Source organism: Solemya velum gill symbiont (assembly GCF_002020255.1).
GTDB lineage: Bacteria > Pseudomonadota > Gammaproteobacteria > Chromatiales > Chromatiaceae.
Map to the genome: position 1 here is coordinate 95,968 of NZ_MPQG01000002.1, position 17,042 is coordinate 113,009.

At 50.6% G+C, this 17,042-nt stretch carries 13 protein-coding genes and 2 tRNA genes; 3 read left to right on the forward strand and 12 right to left on the reverse strand.

Annotation, left to right across the window (positions count from 1 at the left end):
• Nucleotides 1-37: 37 nt before the first annotated feature.
• Nucleotides 38-706 (forward strand): ArsR/SmtB family transcription factor, encoded by a 669-nt coding sequence (locus BOW06_RS02550; RefSeq protein ID WP_043116999.1) that lies wholly within the window; start codon nucleotides 38-40, stop codon nucleotides 704-706.
• A gap of 22 nt (nucleotides 707-728) precedes the next feature.
• Here the strand turns inward: BOW06_RS02550 and BOW06_RS02555 are convergent, their stop codons facing one another.
• The 4 genes from BOW06_RS02555 to BOW06_RS02570 form a co-directional block, all read right to left on the reverse strand.
• Nucleotides 729-1,205, reverse strand: coding sequence for a DUF302 domain-containing protein (locus tag BOW06_RS02555; protein WP_078453068.1), 477 nt, complete (start codon nucleotides 1,203-1,205; stop codon nucleotides 729-731).
• A gap of 384 nt (nucleotides 1,206-1,589) precedes the next feature.
• Nucleotides 1,590-2,540 (reverse strand): spermidine synthase family protein, encoded by a 951-nt coding sequence (locus tag BOW06_RS02560; RefSeq protein ID WP_078459445.1) that lies wholly within the window; start codon nucleotides 2,538-2,540, stop codon nucleotides 1,590-1,592.
• Between the two features lie 24 nt (nucleotides 2,541-2,564).
• Nucleotides 2,565-4,052 (reverse strand): spermidine synthase family protein, encoded by a 1,488-nt coding sequence (locus tag BOW06_RS02565; RefSeq protein WP_078459446.1) that lies wholly within the window; start codon nucleotides 4,050-4,052, stop codon nucleotides 2,565-2,567.
• A 27-nt stretch (nucleotides 4,053-4,079) separates the two neighbouring features.
• Nucleotides 4,080-4,790 (reverse strand): protein-L-isoaspartate(D-aspartate) O-methyltransferase, encoded by a 711-nt coding sequence (locus BOW06_RS02570; protein ID WP_370606171.1) that lies wholly within the window; start codon nucleotides 4,788-4,790, stop codon nucleotides 4,080-4,082.
• 318 nt (nucleotides 4,791-5,108) lie between these two features.
• On the opposite strand from BOW06_RS02570, the gene BOW06_RS02575 reads away from it, so the two are divergent.
• Nucleotides 5,109-6,800 (forward strand): ferritin-like domain-containing protein, encoded by a 1,692-nt coding sequence (locus tag BOW06_RS02575; RefSeq protein WP_052132140.1) that lies wholly within the window; start codon nucleotides 5,109-5,111, stop codon nucleotides 6,798-6,800.
• 60 nt (nucleotides 6,801-6,860) lie between these two features.
• On the opposite strand, the gene BOW06_RS02580 is transcribed toward BOW06_RS02575, so the two are convergent.
• From BOW06_RS02580 to rnr, 6 genes are all read right to left on the reverse strand, one after another.
• Nucleotides 6,861-7,691, reverse strand: coding sequence for a peptidoglycan-binding domain-containing protein (locus BOW06_RS02580; protein WP_078454947.1), 831 nt, complete (start codon nucleotides 7,689-7,691; stop codon nucleotides 6,861-6,863).
• Between the two features lie 76 nt (nucleotides 7,692-7,767).
• Nucleotides 7,768-7,844, reverse strand: a tRNA-Arg gene (locus BOW06_RS02585).
• 16 nt (nucleotides 7,845-7,860) lie between these two features.
• Nucleotides 7,861-9,435: a glutamine-hydrolyzing GMP synthase gene (gene guaA / locus BOW06_RS02590; RefSeq protein ID WP_078453070.1), complete on the reverse strand. Its 1,575-nt coding sequence runs from the start codon at nucleotides 9,433-9,435 to the stop codon at nucleotides 7,861-7,863.
• 28 nt (nucleotides 9,436-9,463) lie between these two features.
• Nucleotides 9,464-10,930 (reverse strand): IMP dehydrogenase, encoded by a 1,467-nt coding sequence (gene guaB / locus BOW06_RS02595; RefSeq protein ID WP_043117804.1) that lies wholly within the window; start codon nucleotides 10,928-10,930, stop codon nucleotides 9,464-9,466.
• A 93-nt stretch (nucleotides 10,931-11,023) separates the two neighbouring features.
• Nucleotides 11,024-11,782: a 23S rRNA (guanosine(2251)-2'-O)-methyltransferase RlmB gene (gene rlmB / locus BOW06_RS02600; protein ID WP_043117004.1), complete on the reverse strand. Its 759-nt coding sequence runs from the start codon at nucleotides 11,780-11,782 to the stop codon at nucleotides 11,024-11,026.
• Nucleotides 11,779-14,106, reverse strand: a complete 2,328-nt coding sequence (rnr, locus tag BOW06_RS02605; protein WP_052132142.1) for a ribonuclease R — start codon at nucleotides 14,104-14,106, stop codon at nucleotides 11,779-11,781. Before rnr ends, rlmB begins: the two co-directional genes overlap by 4 nt.
• An 86-nt stretch (nucleotides 14,107-14,192) precedes the next feature.
• Between rnr and BOW06_RS02610 the strand changes: the two genes are divergently transcribed.
• A tRNA-Leu gene (locus BOW06_RS02610) sits at nucleotides 14,193-14,279 on the forward strand.
• A gap of 204 nt (nucleotides 14,280-14,483) precedes the next feature.
• Here the strand turns inward: BOW06_RS02610 and BOW06_RS02615 are convergent.
• Nucleotides 14,484-14,690 (reverse strand): hypothetical protein, encoded by a 207-nt coding sequence (locus BOW06_RS02615; RefSeq protein WP_179115097.1) that lies wholly within the window; start codon nucleotides 14,688-14,690, stop codon nucleotides 14,484-14,486.
• An 83-nt stretch (nucleotides 14,691-14,773) separates the two neighbouring features.
• Nucleotides 14,774-16,798: a sodium-translocating pyrophosphatase gene (locus BOW06_RS02620; protein ID WP_078454282.1), complete on the reverse strand. Its 2,025-nt coding sequence runs from the start codon at nucleotides 16,796-16,798 to the stop codon at nucleotides 14,774-14,776.
• Nucleotides 16,799-17,042 lie beyond the last annotated feature (244 nt).

The window sequence follows — 17,042 nt, forward strand, 5'->3', positions numbered from 1 at the left end:
GTAATTACTTGAATAAAGCATATAGGATAAGGAAAACATGTCAAGAAACCACTTCAAGCAGGATCTGTTTGCGCAATTTGCCCGCGTCGGCAAGGCACTGGGTCACGGCAACCGACTTGAACTGATCGAATTTCTCGCACAGGGCGAGCGCAGTGTCGATGAGCTTGCCAGGGTTTCCGGACTGACGGTTGCCAATACCTCACAACACCTGCAGCAACTGCGCCAGGCAGGGCTGGTCGAATGTAGAAAAGAGAGCCAAAGGGTCATCTATCGACTGAGCGGAAATGATATAATTGACCTGATGACACACCTGCGCCAGGTCGCAGAACGCCACCTGGATGAAGTTGATCAGCTTGTAACAACCTACCTGACAACACGTGATGATCTTGAACCCATTCCGCGCGAAGAATTGCTATCCCGGGTGAAAGATGGACTGGTCACAGTGATAGATGTGCGTCCGGTAGAGGAATACAACAACGGCCATGTCACAGGGGCCGTAAATATCCCTCTGAATGAACTGATGCATCATCTGGATGATTTCGATCACCGGCAGGAAATCGTTGCATACTGCCGGGGACCTCATTGCATTCTCGCATTCGACGCCGTTGCCAATCTGCGCTCAGCCGGAATCAGGGCCAGAAGACTTGAAGACGGCTTTCCTGAATGGCAAAGAGCCGGCTTACCAGTTGAACGTACTGAACAATAGCTTCAGTTATTAAACCTGTTCGTTACTGGCTAACAGCTGTCATCATCTTGCCAATATCAGCAGATGCATCCCCCATCACTTCAGCAATGGTTCCGCCAAACATCATGCCTACGAGACCGACATTCATTTCAGACATGTAAACAGAGCCGTCACCAGTCTCATATACGCCAATTCCCAGCGGCATCATCGTGGTTACAACCTTGTCTTTGTCGTCTGTCAGAATGCGATTGGCATAATGTGGATTACACAAGGTGACAATCTTGACTCGAGCCATCCCCTCGTGGCCTGCATCAGTAATGTTCTTCTGAATGTCGAAGACTTTTGCCACTTTCCAGCCAGGTTGTGCAGCAACTGCACTCTCTACTGCGGCGACAGTTTCATCGAATCCCTGTGTACTTTTATGTATGTTGATCATCATCGGTGGCATCGAAAACCACACTGCAACACCCATGAGAAGGAAACCAATGATGACACCGACAATCAGTGATTTTGATTTCATAGCGCTCACCTTGATCTGTATTCCAGCCAAATGGCCAATTGAGCGCTACCGCAACAAAGCACTTAGAAGCGATAACGCTCCTATTAATAGGTTAGTAAGCATAACGGCATAGTGCAATATCTACAGGCAGATAAAAGTCATTTAGGCGTTCGGATATTCATCCGAAAAATCGGTTGATATCAAAAAAAGTCCCGGCGAGGAGCCGGGACAAAAACTAGGAGAAGTGTTTCTAAATAAGGAAAGGTTAAGAGATCATGACTTAACCTCGAGAACCTGAGTTCCAGACACAGAAAGTGGACACTCAAACCCTCTGCTTTTAATTACTGCAATATGCGTGCCAGCCATTAAAAAGCTAATTTACAGGGTTTCTCTCTTTAATTTGCCTCATGATGAGGCATTTACCGAGTCAGAATGCACCTGTTTGGTTAGATTCAACGCAAAAACCAGCGCTGCAAGAGAGTAGAACAGTACTGCCAGAAGCATGACTGAAGTGAAACCGAAATGGACTGCGATAAGGGTTGCAACAATTGCACTCATAAGCGATGCGAAACCATTAACGCTCCATGCCCACGGTAAAAGCCATCCTGCCCTTTCAGATACGCTATTCAATGCAATTGGAAACGGCATTCCCATGAAAAAAGCGAGAGGCGCAATAAGAGCAACGGATGCGATGAGCTTGATTGCAGTTGTCTGAATCGCCAAGGCCTGAAAAACCAATGGGTGAAGCCATAACGAAGCAAGTATGACAATCGTTATACCGGTAACTGCGAGCACCACCGGATTTATCCTGCAACAACGCCTGACAAACGGAGCCGTGAAGCTGCCAAGCCCTGAAAAGACCAGGAAGCCGCACAGTACAGCTGCCACTGCATAGACAGGATCACCAAGGAAAAGTATGAAGCGCTGGATAAATGCGATCTCGACGAACAGCAAAGCAAGGCCAATCAGCACAAAATAGAGCATGACAGCGGCAATGTACGGACGATCTGGAGCGTTATTCTCTCGTGGCACAAACCGAAGCGGTAGCAGTACCAAAAGAACACTGACAAGCAGTGCCTGTATCAGTGTAAATACCAACACGAGATAACCGAGTTCAATCAGTGAAAAACCGGCCCTGCGCTGCAGCGAAAGAATTTCGGCCAGTGACTCCCACTTGAAAAAGTTGAAGTAATAGGGACGGTCATCAGTAGCAGGTGAAATAGAGAATTTGTAGTCATCTATAAATGCAGCCGCACTCTTCCCAAGCAGTGCGCGAGCGCCTTCATAAAAGTAGGGTTTATCGATAGCATTGAAAAGATTCACCTCGGAATCTGTGATGCCCGGGTACCAGGCCACATCGAATGAGCGTTCATCGCAAAACTACTGCAGTGAGCGGATATCTTCCGCAGTAAATACACCATGTTTGATCAGCAGTGTGCTGGTATTCCAGCCACGAATCATTGCCAACTGGTTTTCCGGATGACTTACCCCCTCCTCCCTCAATGCAGTCACAGCCGTAGCAAAGAGTTTTAATGCATCACGTGGTGGAACCTTGATCCAGCGGGTAATCGAAAGCATGCCTCCCGGCTGCAGTCTCCGGTAATAGAGCCCCAGAGCCTCGGTTGTATAAAGGTAGTTCTCACTTAGTGCGTAAAGCCCGGCACTAGATGCGCCTGCTGCATCCAGCAGCGACATCTGGATAAGATCATAAGTCGATTGATTGTGCGCCAGGAAGGCACGCGTTTCCGACAAATGAATCCGGGTATGATCTTGCAGAAATGCCCAACCGGCGAAATCTGCATAGTCATCCTGCAACAGCTCGACCAGGTGTGGATTCATCTCAACCGCTTCGATATTGCCCACATCGTGATACTCCGCCTGCAGTATGTCGCTTCCTCCTCCCATACCAAGAATCAGGACGCGAGCCGGATTTGAAAGGTGATACGGCAGTGCCGATGTCTGGTAATCGAGATAGATCAATTTCGAACGATCGCCATCATAGCGGGTCAGCGCACTTGGGCCATCACTGTCGACAAATAGTGCGTACTGGGTTGGTGGCTCTGCACTATTGTTAAGACTGATACCTGATGCAAGTCGAAACGGGATTTGCCGGTTTTCAAGCACAGTAACAACGCCATGCGGCCCCGAGAGCACGCGCTCTACATGTGAACCGGATACCTGCATGTACTGGCTCAATGGCTTGTTTGGTGACATCTGCAGTGACAACCACCCTTTCGGCAACATTAAGAGAGTTGCAATTGAGATGACAACAATGACAACTGCAGTCAGACGATAGTCGGTTCGCATCTCAAGCATCGCAACGACGACCGCAATCAGAACCGTAAAAGAGATAAGCAGCAATACCTGCTGAGGCTGCAAGAACATAAGGGAATAGATCAACACAAGCGAACCGACACCAGCGCCAAACAGGTCAAAACCATAGATCCGGGGAATCTGCTCGCTAAAAGCACCAAACGTCAGGACGATACAGTTCGCTACAAAGAAAAAAGGCAGTAGCAACAGCAGGTATGCAGCAAGCAAGTATCCCCATTGTGCCGAGTCCCACAGGATTTCCAGTGCATTGAATGGCAATTTCTGTACCAACAGAAAACTAGCGATGATCGTAAGTGCAAAACCGATGCCGTTGACGATATACGCGGTCACATAATGCGGCATCACCCTTTCCCGTAAAAGAGTCATTATGGTTCCGCTGACGCCATACCCAAGCAGTGCCAGGCTGATAATCATGTAGGCAAAATGATGCCACTGGATGATCGAGAAGAGGCGAATCAGGAGTACTTCGAATGCGAGCGCCGAGGCAGACACCAGCATGATGGAAATGACAGGAGGTTTGGCACTGGTGTCCATATTGATACTCCTGTCAGCCCCCTGTCATTATCGCTGGCCCTGATCTCCGGTAAGAGGAACAAATACGACGGGCAGAACCTGGCGCGTACGCAGTTTTCCGTCATCACCCTTCTTCACCAGTACCAGTTGTTGCGTCTGGAATGCACCGCCAACCGGCACAACCAGGCTGCCACCCGGCTTCAGCTGCTCAATCAATGGCGGCGGTATATTGCCCGCAGCCGCGGTCACAATAATTGCGTCATACGGCGCATGTTCTTTCCAGCCGTAGTAGCCATCACCATGACGTGAATGAATATTTGCATAGCCCATCTGCTCAAACACTTGCGTTGCCCGTTGATGCAAGGGCTCGATAATTTCTATTGTGTAGACTTCTTTGGCCAGTTGCGACAGGACAGCAGCCTGGTAGCCGGAGCCGGTACCGATTTCCAGCACACGATCACCCGGCTTGATCTCAAGCAGGTCGGTCATCAGGGCGACGATGTAGGGTTGGGAAATCGTCTGCCCGTGGCCAATCGGCAACGGCCTGTTCTTATAGGAGTTATCAAGCTGCTCCTCTGGCACGAATTGATGTCGAGGGACGTTTCCCATGGCTTCCATCACGCGCTCATCGAACGCTGACTTTTTAATATATGAAGCAGTAAGACGCGCTTCTGCACCGATTTCCTTCAGCATATTTTCACGCATAACGGCGTACTCGTCAGTTGCCAGCCCTGCTGATGCAATCATCACCAGGACCATGCAGAGGAGAAATTGCACCCCCCATTTGGAAGTGAACGTTTTCTTTATCAAAAGCGGAGATAAAACCATTAAATCCTCCGGGGCAATAATATCCGTAAGATTAAGTACCCTCTACATTGAAAGTAGGCAATGATGCTTCAATTTACAACTCGCCTCTTGAGCCGATAATTAATAAATTGCTGAATTAACGCTAATAATGAGCTGTAGTGAGAATGTAGTAAAGAGTGCGCGCATGGTGATTTTGTTATCTATACTTAGTGCCTATAAGGAAAACAACCCAACAGGCGCCCGGATAATCACATAACAGGAGACTGGTTCATGTCTATCAAAGATATATCCAGCTTGCAGCAACACCTTCAATGGGCGATTGAGCTTGAGCATGCAACGCTAACACCTTACCTGTGTGCCCTCTATTCAATCAAAGAGGGGCATAATCCCGAGTCAGCTGAAATTCTGCGCAGCATCTTTATGGAAGAGATGTTGCATATGACGCTGGCTGCAAACGTGTTAAATGCAGTTGGAGGCACACCTGTTCTCGACTCCCCTGATTTCATCCCCTCCTACCCTTCCTTTCTTCCATACAGTGACCATTCGTTCATCGTTCCCCTGACGGGATTTTCCCCTGAAACCATCGCTACCCTGATGAAAATCGAACGACCGGAACAAGCCGGTGCACCTCCTGAAGATGAGCAATATGAAACAATCGGTCAGTTTTACGAGGCGATCAAACTTGGCCTGGAAGAAGTCGCGCAGCAACTTGGAGAAGAGGCTGTTTTCACCGGTGACCCATCCCGCCAGATTCATCCGGATACTGTTGTCTATGCAGGAAGTGGAAGTATCGTCCCCGTAACCGATCTTGATTCGGCCTTGGCTGCCCTCAACGAAATCATGCACCAGGGCGAAGGTATGTCTTTCGACACCATCTGGGATGGCGACCAGAATATGTTTCATCACGAGCGGGAAGAAGTTGGCCACTATTTCAGACTCAATCAAATTCTCGAGGGACGCTTCTACCAGCGTGGTGATACGCCTCAATCAGGCCCCACTGGAGAAGCGTTCGAAGTCGACTGGGAGGCAGTATACAAACCATCTGACATCATCGCAGACGAATTCCATGAGGAGGAGATTAAATCTCAAAACGAGATCTTCTGCCGCAGGTACAGCGAGATATTGCGATTCATCGAACAGGGTTTCAATGGTGATTCCAAATCGATTTGTCGCTCTGTCGGTGCAATGTATGAACTCAAGCAGGATGCCATAGAGTTGCTGCAAATGACCACGAAGATTGATTTGAAGTATGTTGCGGCCAATGTTTCAGGCGGTGACTACTGCATCAAAATCTTACCCGATGGTCCTTATGCCATCCAGGGGAAAATACCCCTGACCAGGAAAAGCATCATGCGCTCCGAGGGTGGAGAATCACTCGCATGGTCTATGGATGGTGATGTTGAAACGATGCCCGACTATGCACTCTGCCGCTGTGGTGCTTCGAGGAACAAACCCTTTTGTGACGGAAGTCATGCGACTATTGAATTTGACGGCTCGGAAACTGCAGATAGAAAAAGCTATTCGGAATCCCAAAAAGAGTATCCCGGCAAGGGCATTCTGATGAAAGACGTGCGCTCCCTCTGTTTCCACGCAGGATTTTGCAGCAACCGTGCCACGAACGCATGGGAGCTATCCAGAAAAACTGACGATATCCAGGCAAGAACCGAGCTCATCGCAATGGTAGAACACTGCCCTTCCGGTGCACTCACCTATGCACTGGATAATGCACGGAAACATCATGAAACCGGTGAGGCGGCATGGCAAAGCATAGAACCGGCGCTATCCAGGTCAATCGCACTGATGCCTAACGGACCAATCTGGGTGACAGGCGGTATAAAGATCATCCGTTCAGACAATACGCCCCTGGAAATCCGTAACAGGGTCGCACTGTGCCGCTGCGGGCATTCAAAAAACAAACCCTTCTGTGATGGAACACATGCAGAAGTCGGTTTTAAGGGTTAACCATTTTCCACAAAAAAGGGCCTTCTGAGAGGCCCTTTTTCACCAACGTTCAAGAATGACTCATTCACAACTACTGTAAACGAAGATCATTGCACCTGCATTCGGATCCTGGCTCTTGGTAATCAGCTTGTCACCAACAACCTCAAGTTCTACCTCGTGCATGGATTGGGAATCCCCGGTACCACATGCATACTCGGCAGAAAAGGAATCACCTTCAGACGCGATGACTTGTGATACTGAACAGCTGTTCACGCCGTCATTAAACCCATTCGCATCAATCATAAGTTGCTGGGCACTTTCGCCGGTACAGTCATCCTTCCAGCTACCCTGGAACTGTGACGGAACAGATGCAGAGCCAAACAGAACCGGCTGCGAAGCTGCAGCAGTCGTGCCGCCAGTCATCTCAACGCGATATTCAAGCAACAATCCTTTGGAGCCTTCAGGCATTGAGGCAACCTTCTGCATGGTGTTAAATCCACCAGCCTGAGCCTTGTTATGAGAATTGATTAGATAATCTTTCTCAAACTGGCTCAACTGACCGGTCGCAGGAAAACCCATGTAGACCTGGTATTGCGAAATCGCATTGCGAGAAGAAGGGCCAAGAACACCATCTGCACTACCGGCAGGAAAGCCGAAGTAGTTCAGCGCATTTTGAATCGATTTATTCTCGGTACGGTCTGCAACATAAACGGTCTGTACTTGTTGCTTCTTTTGCTGCTTCTTCTGCTGTTTCTGCATGTCCTTTTTTATGATGTGGCCCGACACAGCACCACCGACGATACCGCCGACGATGCCGCCGACAATTCCATCACTGCCTGCTACCGCAACAGTTGGTTGCAGCGTTACAAGTGGAACGATCAGAAGCGTAAATAGAAATTGCTTCATATTCATGACATATCTATCCTGCGAATTCTTGCTAGTCGACTATCGATCTGCTCTATACAGATTATGGCACATATTGAGAAAATGGTGCCCCGGAGACGATTCGAACGTCCGACCTGCCGCTTAGGAGGCGGCTGCTCTATCCAGCTGAGCTACCGGGGCAAAAAACTGTTGGATGTTACTCCCACTCGATGGTGGCAGGCGGCTTGCTTGAAATATCGTAAGCCACACGTGAAATGCCAGACACCTCGTTGATGATACGGCGTGAAACGGTTTCGAGAAACTCGAACGGCAAATGTGCAAAATGCGCCGTCATGAAATCAACCGTCTTCACCGCGCGCAATGATACGACATATTCATAGCGGCGTGCATCACCAACGACTCCGACCGATTTAACCGGCAGGAAAACCGCAAACGCCTGGCTCACTTCATCGTAGAGCTTGTGCTTGCGCAGCTCTTCAATATAGATATGATCGGCCTCTCGCAGCAGATCGGCGTACTCTTTCTTGACCTCGCCAAGGATACGTACACCAAGGCCAGGACCCGGGAACGGGTGGCGGTAAACCATGTCGTACGGTAGGCCGAGTTCCACACCGATACGGCGTACCTCGTCTTTGAAGAGTTCACGCAGTGGCTCGACCAGTTCGAGCTTCATGTAGTCAGGCAGGCCACCAACATTGTGATGTGACTTGATGACGTGTGCCTTGCCAGATGCTGCACCGGCTGACTCGATCACATCGGGATAGATGGTTCCCTGCGCGAGAAAATCTACACCCTCGATCTTGCCTGCCTCTTCCTCGAAAATATCGATAAAGAGATTACCAATAATTTTACGTTTCTTTTCCGGATCGGCCTCGCCTTTCAAGGCATCGAGGAAACGTTGCTCGGCATCGACACGAATCACCTTGACGCCCATGTGCTCGGCAAAGGTTGCCATCACCTGGTCACCTTCATTGAGACGCAACAGGCCGTTATCGACAAACACGCAGGTGAGCTGATCACCGATCGCTTCATGCAGCATGCCGGCAACAACAGATGAATCGACACCACCTGAAAGACCAAGTACGACCTTGCCGTTACCAACCTGCTCTTTTATGGTGTGGATTGCATTCTCGATAATCGAGCCCGGATTCCACAGTGCTTCACAACCGCAGATTTCAAACAGGAAGCGTTCGAGAATACGTCCACCCTGCAGCGTGTGTGTCACCTCGGGATGGAACTGGATACCATAGAAATCGCGCTCTTCATCAGCCATGCCGGCGATTGGCGCATCATCAGTGTTGGCCATCAGTTTGAAACCGTCTGGCATCTTCGCAACACGGTCGCCGTGGCTCATCCACACATCCAGCAGACCGTAGCCTTCAGGTGATGTGTGATCTTCAATATGATTCAGCAGTTTGGAGTGGCCGCGTGCACGTACCTGGGCATAGCCATACTCATGCTTGTCGGAGGTTTCTACCTCACCACCAAGCTGTGCTGCCATGGTCTGCATGCCATAGCAGATGCCCAGTACAGGCACACCCTGGGTAAAAATCATACCGGGTGCGACAGGTGCATCGTCGCCGGTTGTTGATTCAGGGCCACCCGAGAGGATAATTCCGGCAGGCTGTTGTGCGCTGATTGCATCAACACAGTTATCCCATGGCCAGATTTCGCAGTAGACACCGGCTTCGCGAACCCGACGCGCGATCAGTTGCGTATATTGTGAACCGAAATCGACAATAATAATTCGGTGCGCGTGGATATCAGACATGCGTATCGTTCCTGGAGCTGATTAGCTGTTAATCGCGGCGGTAGTTTGGTGCTTCCTTGGTGATGGTCACATCATGCACATGTGACTCCAGCATTCCGGCACTTGTCACACGTGCAAATTCAGGCCTTGTACGCATCTCTTCGATGCTTGCACAACCCGTGTAACCCATGCTTGAACGCACACCACCGGTCAGCTGTGTAATCACATTCAGCAGTGGACCCTTGTAAGGAACGCGTCCCTCGATACCTTCAGGAACCAGCTTGTCGGCATCCTTGGTATCTTCCTGGAAGTAACGGTCAGAAGATCCCTGCTGTCCTGACATGGCGCCCAGTGAGCCCATGCCGCGGTAAGACTTGTATGAACGACCCTGGAAAATCTCAACCTCGCCCGGAGACTCGTCGGTACCGGCAAACAGGCCGCCGATCATAACCGAGTTGGCACCGGCGACGATGACCTTGGCAATATCGCCTGAGTAACGCAGACCGCCGTCAGCAATGACGGGGACACCGGTTCCATCGAGCGCAGCCGATACATTGGCAACAGCAGTGATTTGCGGTACGCCGACACCGGCAACGATACGCGTGGTACAGATTGAACCCGGTCCGATACCAACCTTGACGGCATCAGCACCGGCCTCGACCAGCGCCTTGGCGGCAGATGCGGTTGCAATGTTGCCGCCGATTACCTGTACCTGCGGGAAATTCTTTTTGACCCATGCAACGCGGTCTAGCACACCCTGCGAATGACCATGTGCGGTATCTACAACGATGGCATCGACACCTGCAGCTACCAGTGCCTCGACGCGCTCGTCGGTTCCTGCACCAACGCCAACAGCAGCACCACAACGCAGACGCTCCTGGTCATCGCGGCATGCATATGGGTTGTCAGTTGCTTTCTGGATATCCTTGACGGTTACCAGTCCGCGCAGTTCGAAATTGTCATTAACAACCAGAACTTTCTCAATGCGATACTGGTTCAGCAGTGCCTTGATTTCGTCACGGCTGGCACCCTCTTTGACCGTTATGAGGCGATCCTTGGGCGTCATGATTGAAGAGACCGGCTCATCAACACGGGTTTCGAAACGCAGGTCTCGTCCAGTAACGATGCCGACCAGTGCATCGCCGTCGACAACGGGAACACCTGAAATCTTGCGCTTGCGGGTCAGCTGGATTACTTCGCCAATCGAGGTTGTTGGTGAAACAGTGATCGGATCGTGAATCACACCACTCTCGTAGCGCTTAACATTCTGCACGCGAGACGCCTGGCGTTCTGCAGTCATGTTCTTGTGGATAATGCCAAGACCGCCTTCAAGCGCCATGGCAATCGCGAGTCGCGATTCTGTGACCGTGTCCATCGCGGCTGAAACCAGCGGAATACTCAGGTCGATTTCACGTGTCAGCTTGGTTGCCAGCGAGACATCCTTGGGCAGAACGTTCGAGTAGGCAGGCAGAAGCAGTACGTCGTCAAAAGTGAGGGCTTCCTCGGCAATTCTCAGCATGGTCGTCACATTCCGCAGTAGATGAAATTTAGCGGAGCATTATACTAGGAATGGAGCCCAATTTGTTACTTTAGCTGAGCTTTTTCTGCACTATTTCGCTACATTTCTCTGGCGTATCGCTTCAAATAGTGTCACACCCGTTGCCACGGCGACATTCAGGCTCTCAACTGAACCAGCCATCGGCAGCGAGATGAGCTGATCACAATGCTCGCGGGTCAGGCGTCGCATGCCCTTCTCTTCGGCACCCATGACAATCGCCGTCGATCCGCGCAAATCGGCGTCATAAAGGCCCATATCGGCCTCGCCTGCGGTACCTGTCACCCACACCTGGAACTCCTGCGTGAGCATTTCGAGTGTGCGCGCCAGGTTAGTCACCTGCACAAACGGCATACTCTCGGCCGCACCACTTGCCACCTTGCAGACCACCGGAGTCAGGCCAACACTACGATCTTTCGGTGCTATCACTGCGTGTACACCAGCAGCATCTGCAGTTCGCAGGCAGGCGCCGAGGTTGTGTGGATCCTGCACACCATCGAGGACTAAAAGCAGATAGGGAGGCTCAATCCTGTCGAGCAGCTGGCGCAGCGCATTTTCATCCAGCGCAGCCGGTGCCCGTGCACGCACCAGGACACCCTGGTGATTCAGATCCGAGGCGAGACGATCCAGTTCGTCGCGATCACTGGAATGGAACGCAATACCCAGCTTGTTAAACTCATCGATCAGTTCACGCAGGCGGCGGTCGCGACGCCCGCTGTCAATCCACGCCTCAAGAATCGCCTCTGCGCCGTGGCGCAGAATATTCCTGACACTGTGGATACCGCCAACAAGGCGAGTTTCTGAGCGGCTCATTTACCCTGTTTACGTGGCTTTTTGCCGCCACTACGACGTCTTGAACGTGGAGCCTTTGACTTGTCACCGCCATCCTTGCGACGTTTGCCGGAACTGCGTTTTTTGCCACCGGGACGTGAGTCCGCCCCTTTTCTGGATGCCGCATCATGCAGCACAAAATCGATTTTACGTTCATCCACATTGACTGCTGCCACCTGGATACGCAACGGATCACCGAGACGGTAGCTCTTGCCGGTGCGCTCGCCACTGAGCCTGTGTGCAACAGGATCAAAATGGAAGTAATCCTTATCCAGCGCCGTGATATGCACAAGACCATCGACGTAGATGCCGTCGAGCATCACGAAGAGGCCAAACGAGGTCACGCTGGTAATGATGCCGTCGAACTTCTCACCCACCTTGTCGAGCATGTACTCGCACTTGAGCGTATCGAGTGCATCACGACTCGCTTCATCGGCGCGCCTTTCAGTCGTCGAACAGTGTTCGGCGAAGCTCTGCAACTCACCCTTCGAGTAGTGAAAATCACTCGCCTTGCCGCCATTCACGGCGTGTTTAAGAGCGCGATGGACCAGCAGGTCAGGATAACGACGAATCGGGGATGTGAAGTGGGTATAGGCATCATAAGAGAGACCGAAATGCCCAAGATTGTCAGTGGTGTAAACCGCCTGCGACAGTGAGCGCAGCAGTACCGTCTGGATCAGCTGTGCATCTGGACGTTCGCGCACCTGGTTAAGCAGCTTCGCGTAGTCCCCCGCGGTGGGTTTAGCACCACCCGGCAGTGACAGACCCATTTCGCCAAGGAACTGGCGCAGATCAATAAGCTTCTCGGCAGAAGGCCCCTCGTGCACACGGAAATGCGCAGGAATCTTCTTGCGCTGAAGCAGGCGAGCCGCAGCGACATTGGCGGACAGCATGCACTCTTCAATAATCTTGTGTGCATCATTGCGTGTCACCGCAACAATATCAGCGATTTTCCCCTCGTCGAAAATGATACGTGTTTCGACAGTTTCGAAGTCAATCGCACCACGTTCGCGCCTTGATGCCTGCAACACATGGTAGAGCGCATAAAGCTCCTCAAGATGTGGCAAAATTTCTGCATACTCCTTGATCAGCTTTTTATCGCGATCAACCAGCATGGCAGCAACCTTGTCATAGGTCAGCCGCGCATGTGAGTGCATCACACCCTCATAAAAGCGTGAGCGCAGCAGTTTGCCCTCGCGGCTGATCAGCATCTCGCAGCACATGCAGAGGCGATCGACTTTAGGATTAAGCGAACACAGGCCATTGGATAGAATCTCGGGCAGCATGGGTACAACACGTCCCGGAAAATAGACCGAGGTGCCGCGTGAAGACGCCTCTTTATCAAGCGGATTACCGGGCTTAACATAATGTGAGACATCGGCAATCGCGACGATTAGCTTCCAGCCTTTTGGCGTCGCTTCACAGTAGACAGCGTCGTCATAATCACGCGCATCTTCACCATCGATTGTGACCAGCGGCAATTTACGCAGGTCGACCCTGCCCTTTTTGGCCTTTTCCGGCACCTTCTCGGAGAGCTTTGCAATAGCCTGCTGAACCTCAGCGGGCCACTCGACCGGGATTTCGTGGCTGCGGATTGCAATATCCGTCTCCATGCCTGAGGCCAGGTGTTCACCCAGCACCTCGACAATCTTACCGACCGGCTGTGTACGTCGGCTTGGCTGTACAATCAGCTCAACAACGACGATATCGCCCTTTTCGGCACCATTCAGCTCGGTTCCGGGGACGATAATCTCCTGCGTCATGCGCTTGTTGTCAGGCCTGACAAAACCGACACCGCCCTCGATCGCCAGGCGACCGACGATTTTTTCATGCGCACGCTCAAGCACCTCGACAATGGTACCCTCGCGGCGTCCGCGATTATCGATACCGGCAACCCGCACCACGGCACGGTCGCCATGCATCAGCTTGCGCATCTCGCGATGCGTCAGAAACAGGTCGTCACCGCCCTCTTCGGGGATCAGAAAGCCAAAACCGTCAGCATGGCCAGTTACACGGCCAACAATCAGCTCTTCTTTATCAATAACGCAAAAACCCTTCTTGCGGTTCTTGATCAGCTGGCCATCACGCAGCATAGCGCCCAGACGACGATCGAGAGCAATTAACTGATCTTCATCCTTGATAGCCAGGACACTGGCAATTTCTGCAAAACTGATGGGGCAGCCCTTTTCATTAATGGATTCCATAATGAATTCGCGGCTGGGGATGGGGTTGTCATACTTCTTCGCTTCACGTGCGAAATTCGGGTCACGCTTGGATTTGCGCTTTGACCGATTCTGATTACTCAATCAATTTTTCCATTAAGGCTATATTATTTATACTATTGTACGTTGACAGAAGGCTCTTGTCGCTGTTATTGTTCGCACCGCACTTAGCCGAGGTGGCGGAATTGGTAGACGCGCTAGCTTCAGGTGCTAGTGGGCATTAGCTCGTGGAGGTTCAAGTCCTCTTCTCGGCACCATACATAAAAAACCCTTTAGTGATTGATCGCTAAAGGGTTTTTTATGTGGCATCCCAGATTAACTTTCAACCATTACAAACAACACATTAATCACGCTCCCGGCAATGTCATAATTGCCAGAAATCATATGATGATGAGTGACTTGCAAATCCAGGTAAAGCGAATGTGTGCAGACCATCATCTGGCCTGCACACACGACACTTTCTAGTCTTCGCCGAGACCTTCGTGCCAACCGGTATCAAGTCCGAACTCGAAAGTGTGGCACTTCAATCCTTCCGGAAATACTGATCTAAGACGACGTTCGAACTCGGCATAGACCTCAGCCTTGTGTTGCTGTACGTCATAATCGCGGCTGTCTGCCTCAACATCAGGCACCTCGATATCCATTTTAAATTCAATTTCCGGCGCCATTTGTACGCGTATCTTACTCATGTTTCTTTCCCCTATATGATTCAGTGAACGCTATTTTGATGAATATTTCCAATTGCATTGCACTAAAGCAGCGGCACCATCATCAGGGCCACGATGTTGATAATCTTGATTAACGGGTTGATTGCCGGACCAGCAGTGTCCTTGTAGGGGTCACCAACTGTGTCGCCTGTGACTGATGCCTTATGTGCTTCAGAACCCTTACCACCATGATTATCGTCTTCGATATATTTCTTGGCGTTATCCCATGCACCACCGCCTGTTGTCATTGAGATAGCAACAAACAGACCGGTCACAATAGAACCGAGCAGAACGCCACCAAGAGCAACAGGACCCAAAATCAATCCAACCAGAAGTGGCACTGCAATAGGAAGCAGTGATGGCACGATCATTTCACGAATGGCTGAACGAGTCAGCATATCAACCGCTCTTGAATAGTCCGGTTTTGCAGTCCGATCCATGATGCCGGGAATCTCTTTGAACTGGCGACGTACTTCATGCACGATACCGCTGGCTGCACGTCCGACAGCTTCCATGCCCATGGCGCCAAACAGGTAAGGCACCAAGCCACCGATGAAGAGGCCGATGATGACCATGTGATTCGACAGGTCGAAACTTGTCTCACCGCCAGTATGGATCGCCAACTCACGCGTGTAGTCAGAAAAGAGTACAAGTGCAGCAAGTGCGGCTGAGCCAATTGCGTAGCCTTTGGTAACAGCCTTGGTTGTATTACCAACAGCATCAAGCGCATCCGTTGTATTACGAATATCGGCTGGCAATTCAGCCATCTCGGCAATACCACCCGCATTATCTGTAATTGGACCGTAGGCATCGATAGCAACGATAATACCGGTCATACTCAGCATGGAGGTCGCCGCAATCGCGATACCGTACAGTTCAGCTACATTGTAGGCAAACAGAATGCCTGCACAGATCACCAGCAGCGGCGCTGCGGTCGATTTCATCGACAGTGCAAGACCAGCGATAATATTGGTTGCATGACCTGTGCTTGAGGCTGCGGCCAGATTTTTCACCGGTGAGTAACTTGTCGAAGTGTAGTAGTCAGTAATGACAACAATTGCTGCAGTTACGGCAAGGCCGATAAGTGCTGCATAGTAAAGATTCATCACAGAATACTGTGCATTATCTCCCATCATAAAGCTGGTAACAGGATAGAAGAGAATCGCTGATAAACCACCGGAAACGATCAAGGCACGATAGAGCGCAGCCATGATATTGCCACCCTCTTTAACCTTGACGAAAAAGGATCCCACGATTGAGGTCAAAATCGATACGCCACCAAGAACCAGTGGAAAGAAGACAGCATTGCCATCAGTGCTGCCGAAAGCAAGTGCACCAAGCATCATGGTGGCAATAACTGTCACTGCATATGTTTCGAACAGATCAGCTGCCATTCCGGCACAGTCACCAACATTGTCACCAACGTTATCTGCAATAACTGCCGGATTACGTGGATCATCTTCAGGAATGCCCGCCTCGACTTTACCGACAAGATCAGCACCAACATCAGCACCCTTGGTAAAGATACCACCACCAAGACGTGCAAAAATCGAGATCAGTGAACCGCCAAAAGCCAAGCCAACAAGTGGACTGAGTTGAACTGATTCACCAGCAGGTGTGATATATATCAGGACTGCGTAATAACCGCTCACTGCTATCAGTCCGAGACCAACCACCAGCATACCGGTAATCGCTCCGCCACGGAAAGCAACAGCCAGGGCAGCATTCAGCCCCCCTTTTGCTGCTTCTGTTGTACGTGAATTTGATCGTACAGAAACGTGCATACCGATAAAGCCGGCTGCACCTGAAAGAATTGCGCCAACAGAAAAACCGATTGCTGTTGTCGCACCAAGTAAATACCAGATAGCAATGAAGAGCACGACACCAACCAGGCCAATTGCTGTGTACTGGCGATTCAGATAGGCGGAAGCACCTTGCTGAATTGCGCTGGCAATGGAACGCATCTCCTCATTACCGTCGGGCTTCTTTAATAACCAACTGATAGACCATACGCCATAGGCGATGGCGATAAGCGCACAAACAAGTGCAAAAATCAGATACTCCGACATCTTCTACTCCAAATAAGTATATTTTTATGAGTAATTTCAGTCTTTAAAAAACATGTCAGACTGAGATCATCTAGGATGAGTCTAGATGCCACACTACCCATTCAGGTAATCAGTTCTTTTATGTTTAGAATAAAAATCAGCTATGTTGCAGTGCTCTATATTTCTGATTTTACGCAAAAAATACCCGATGTCTTCTGGCGCCTTTAACAAAGCTGCTGGTATCAAATTGTTATGAGTATCAACA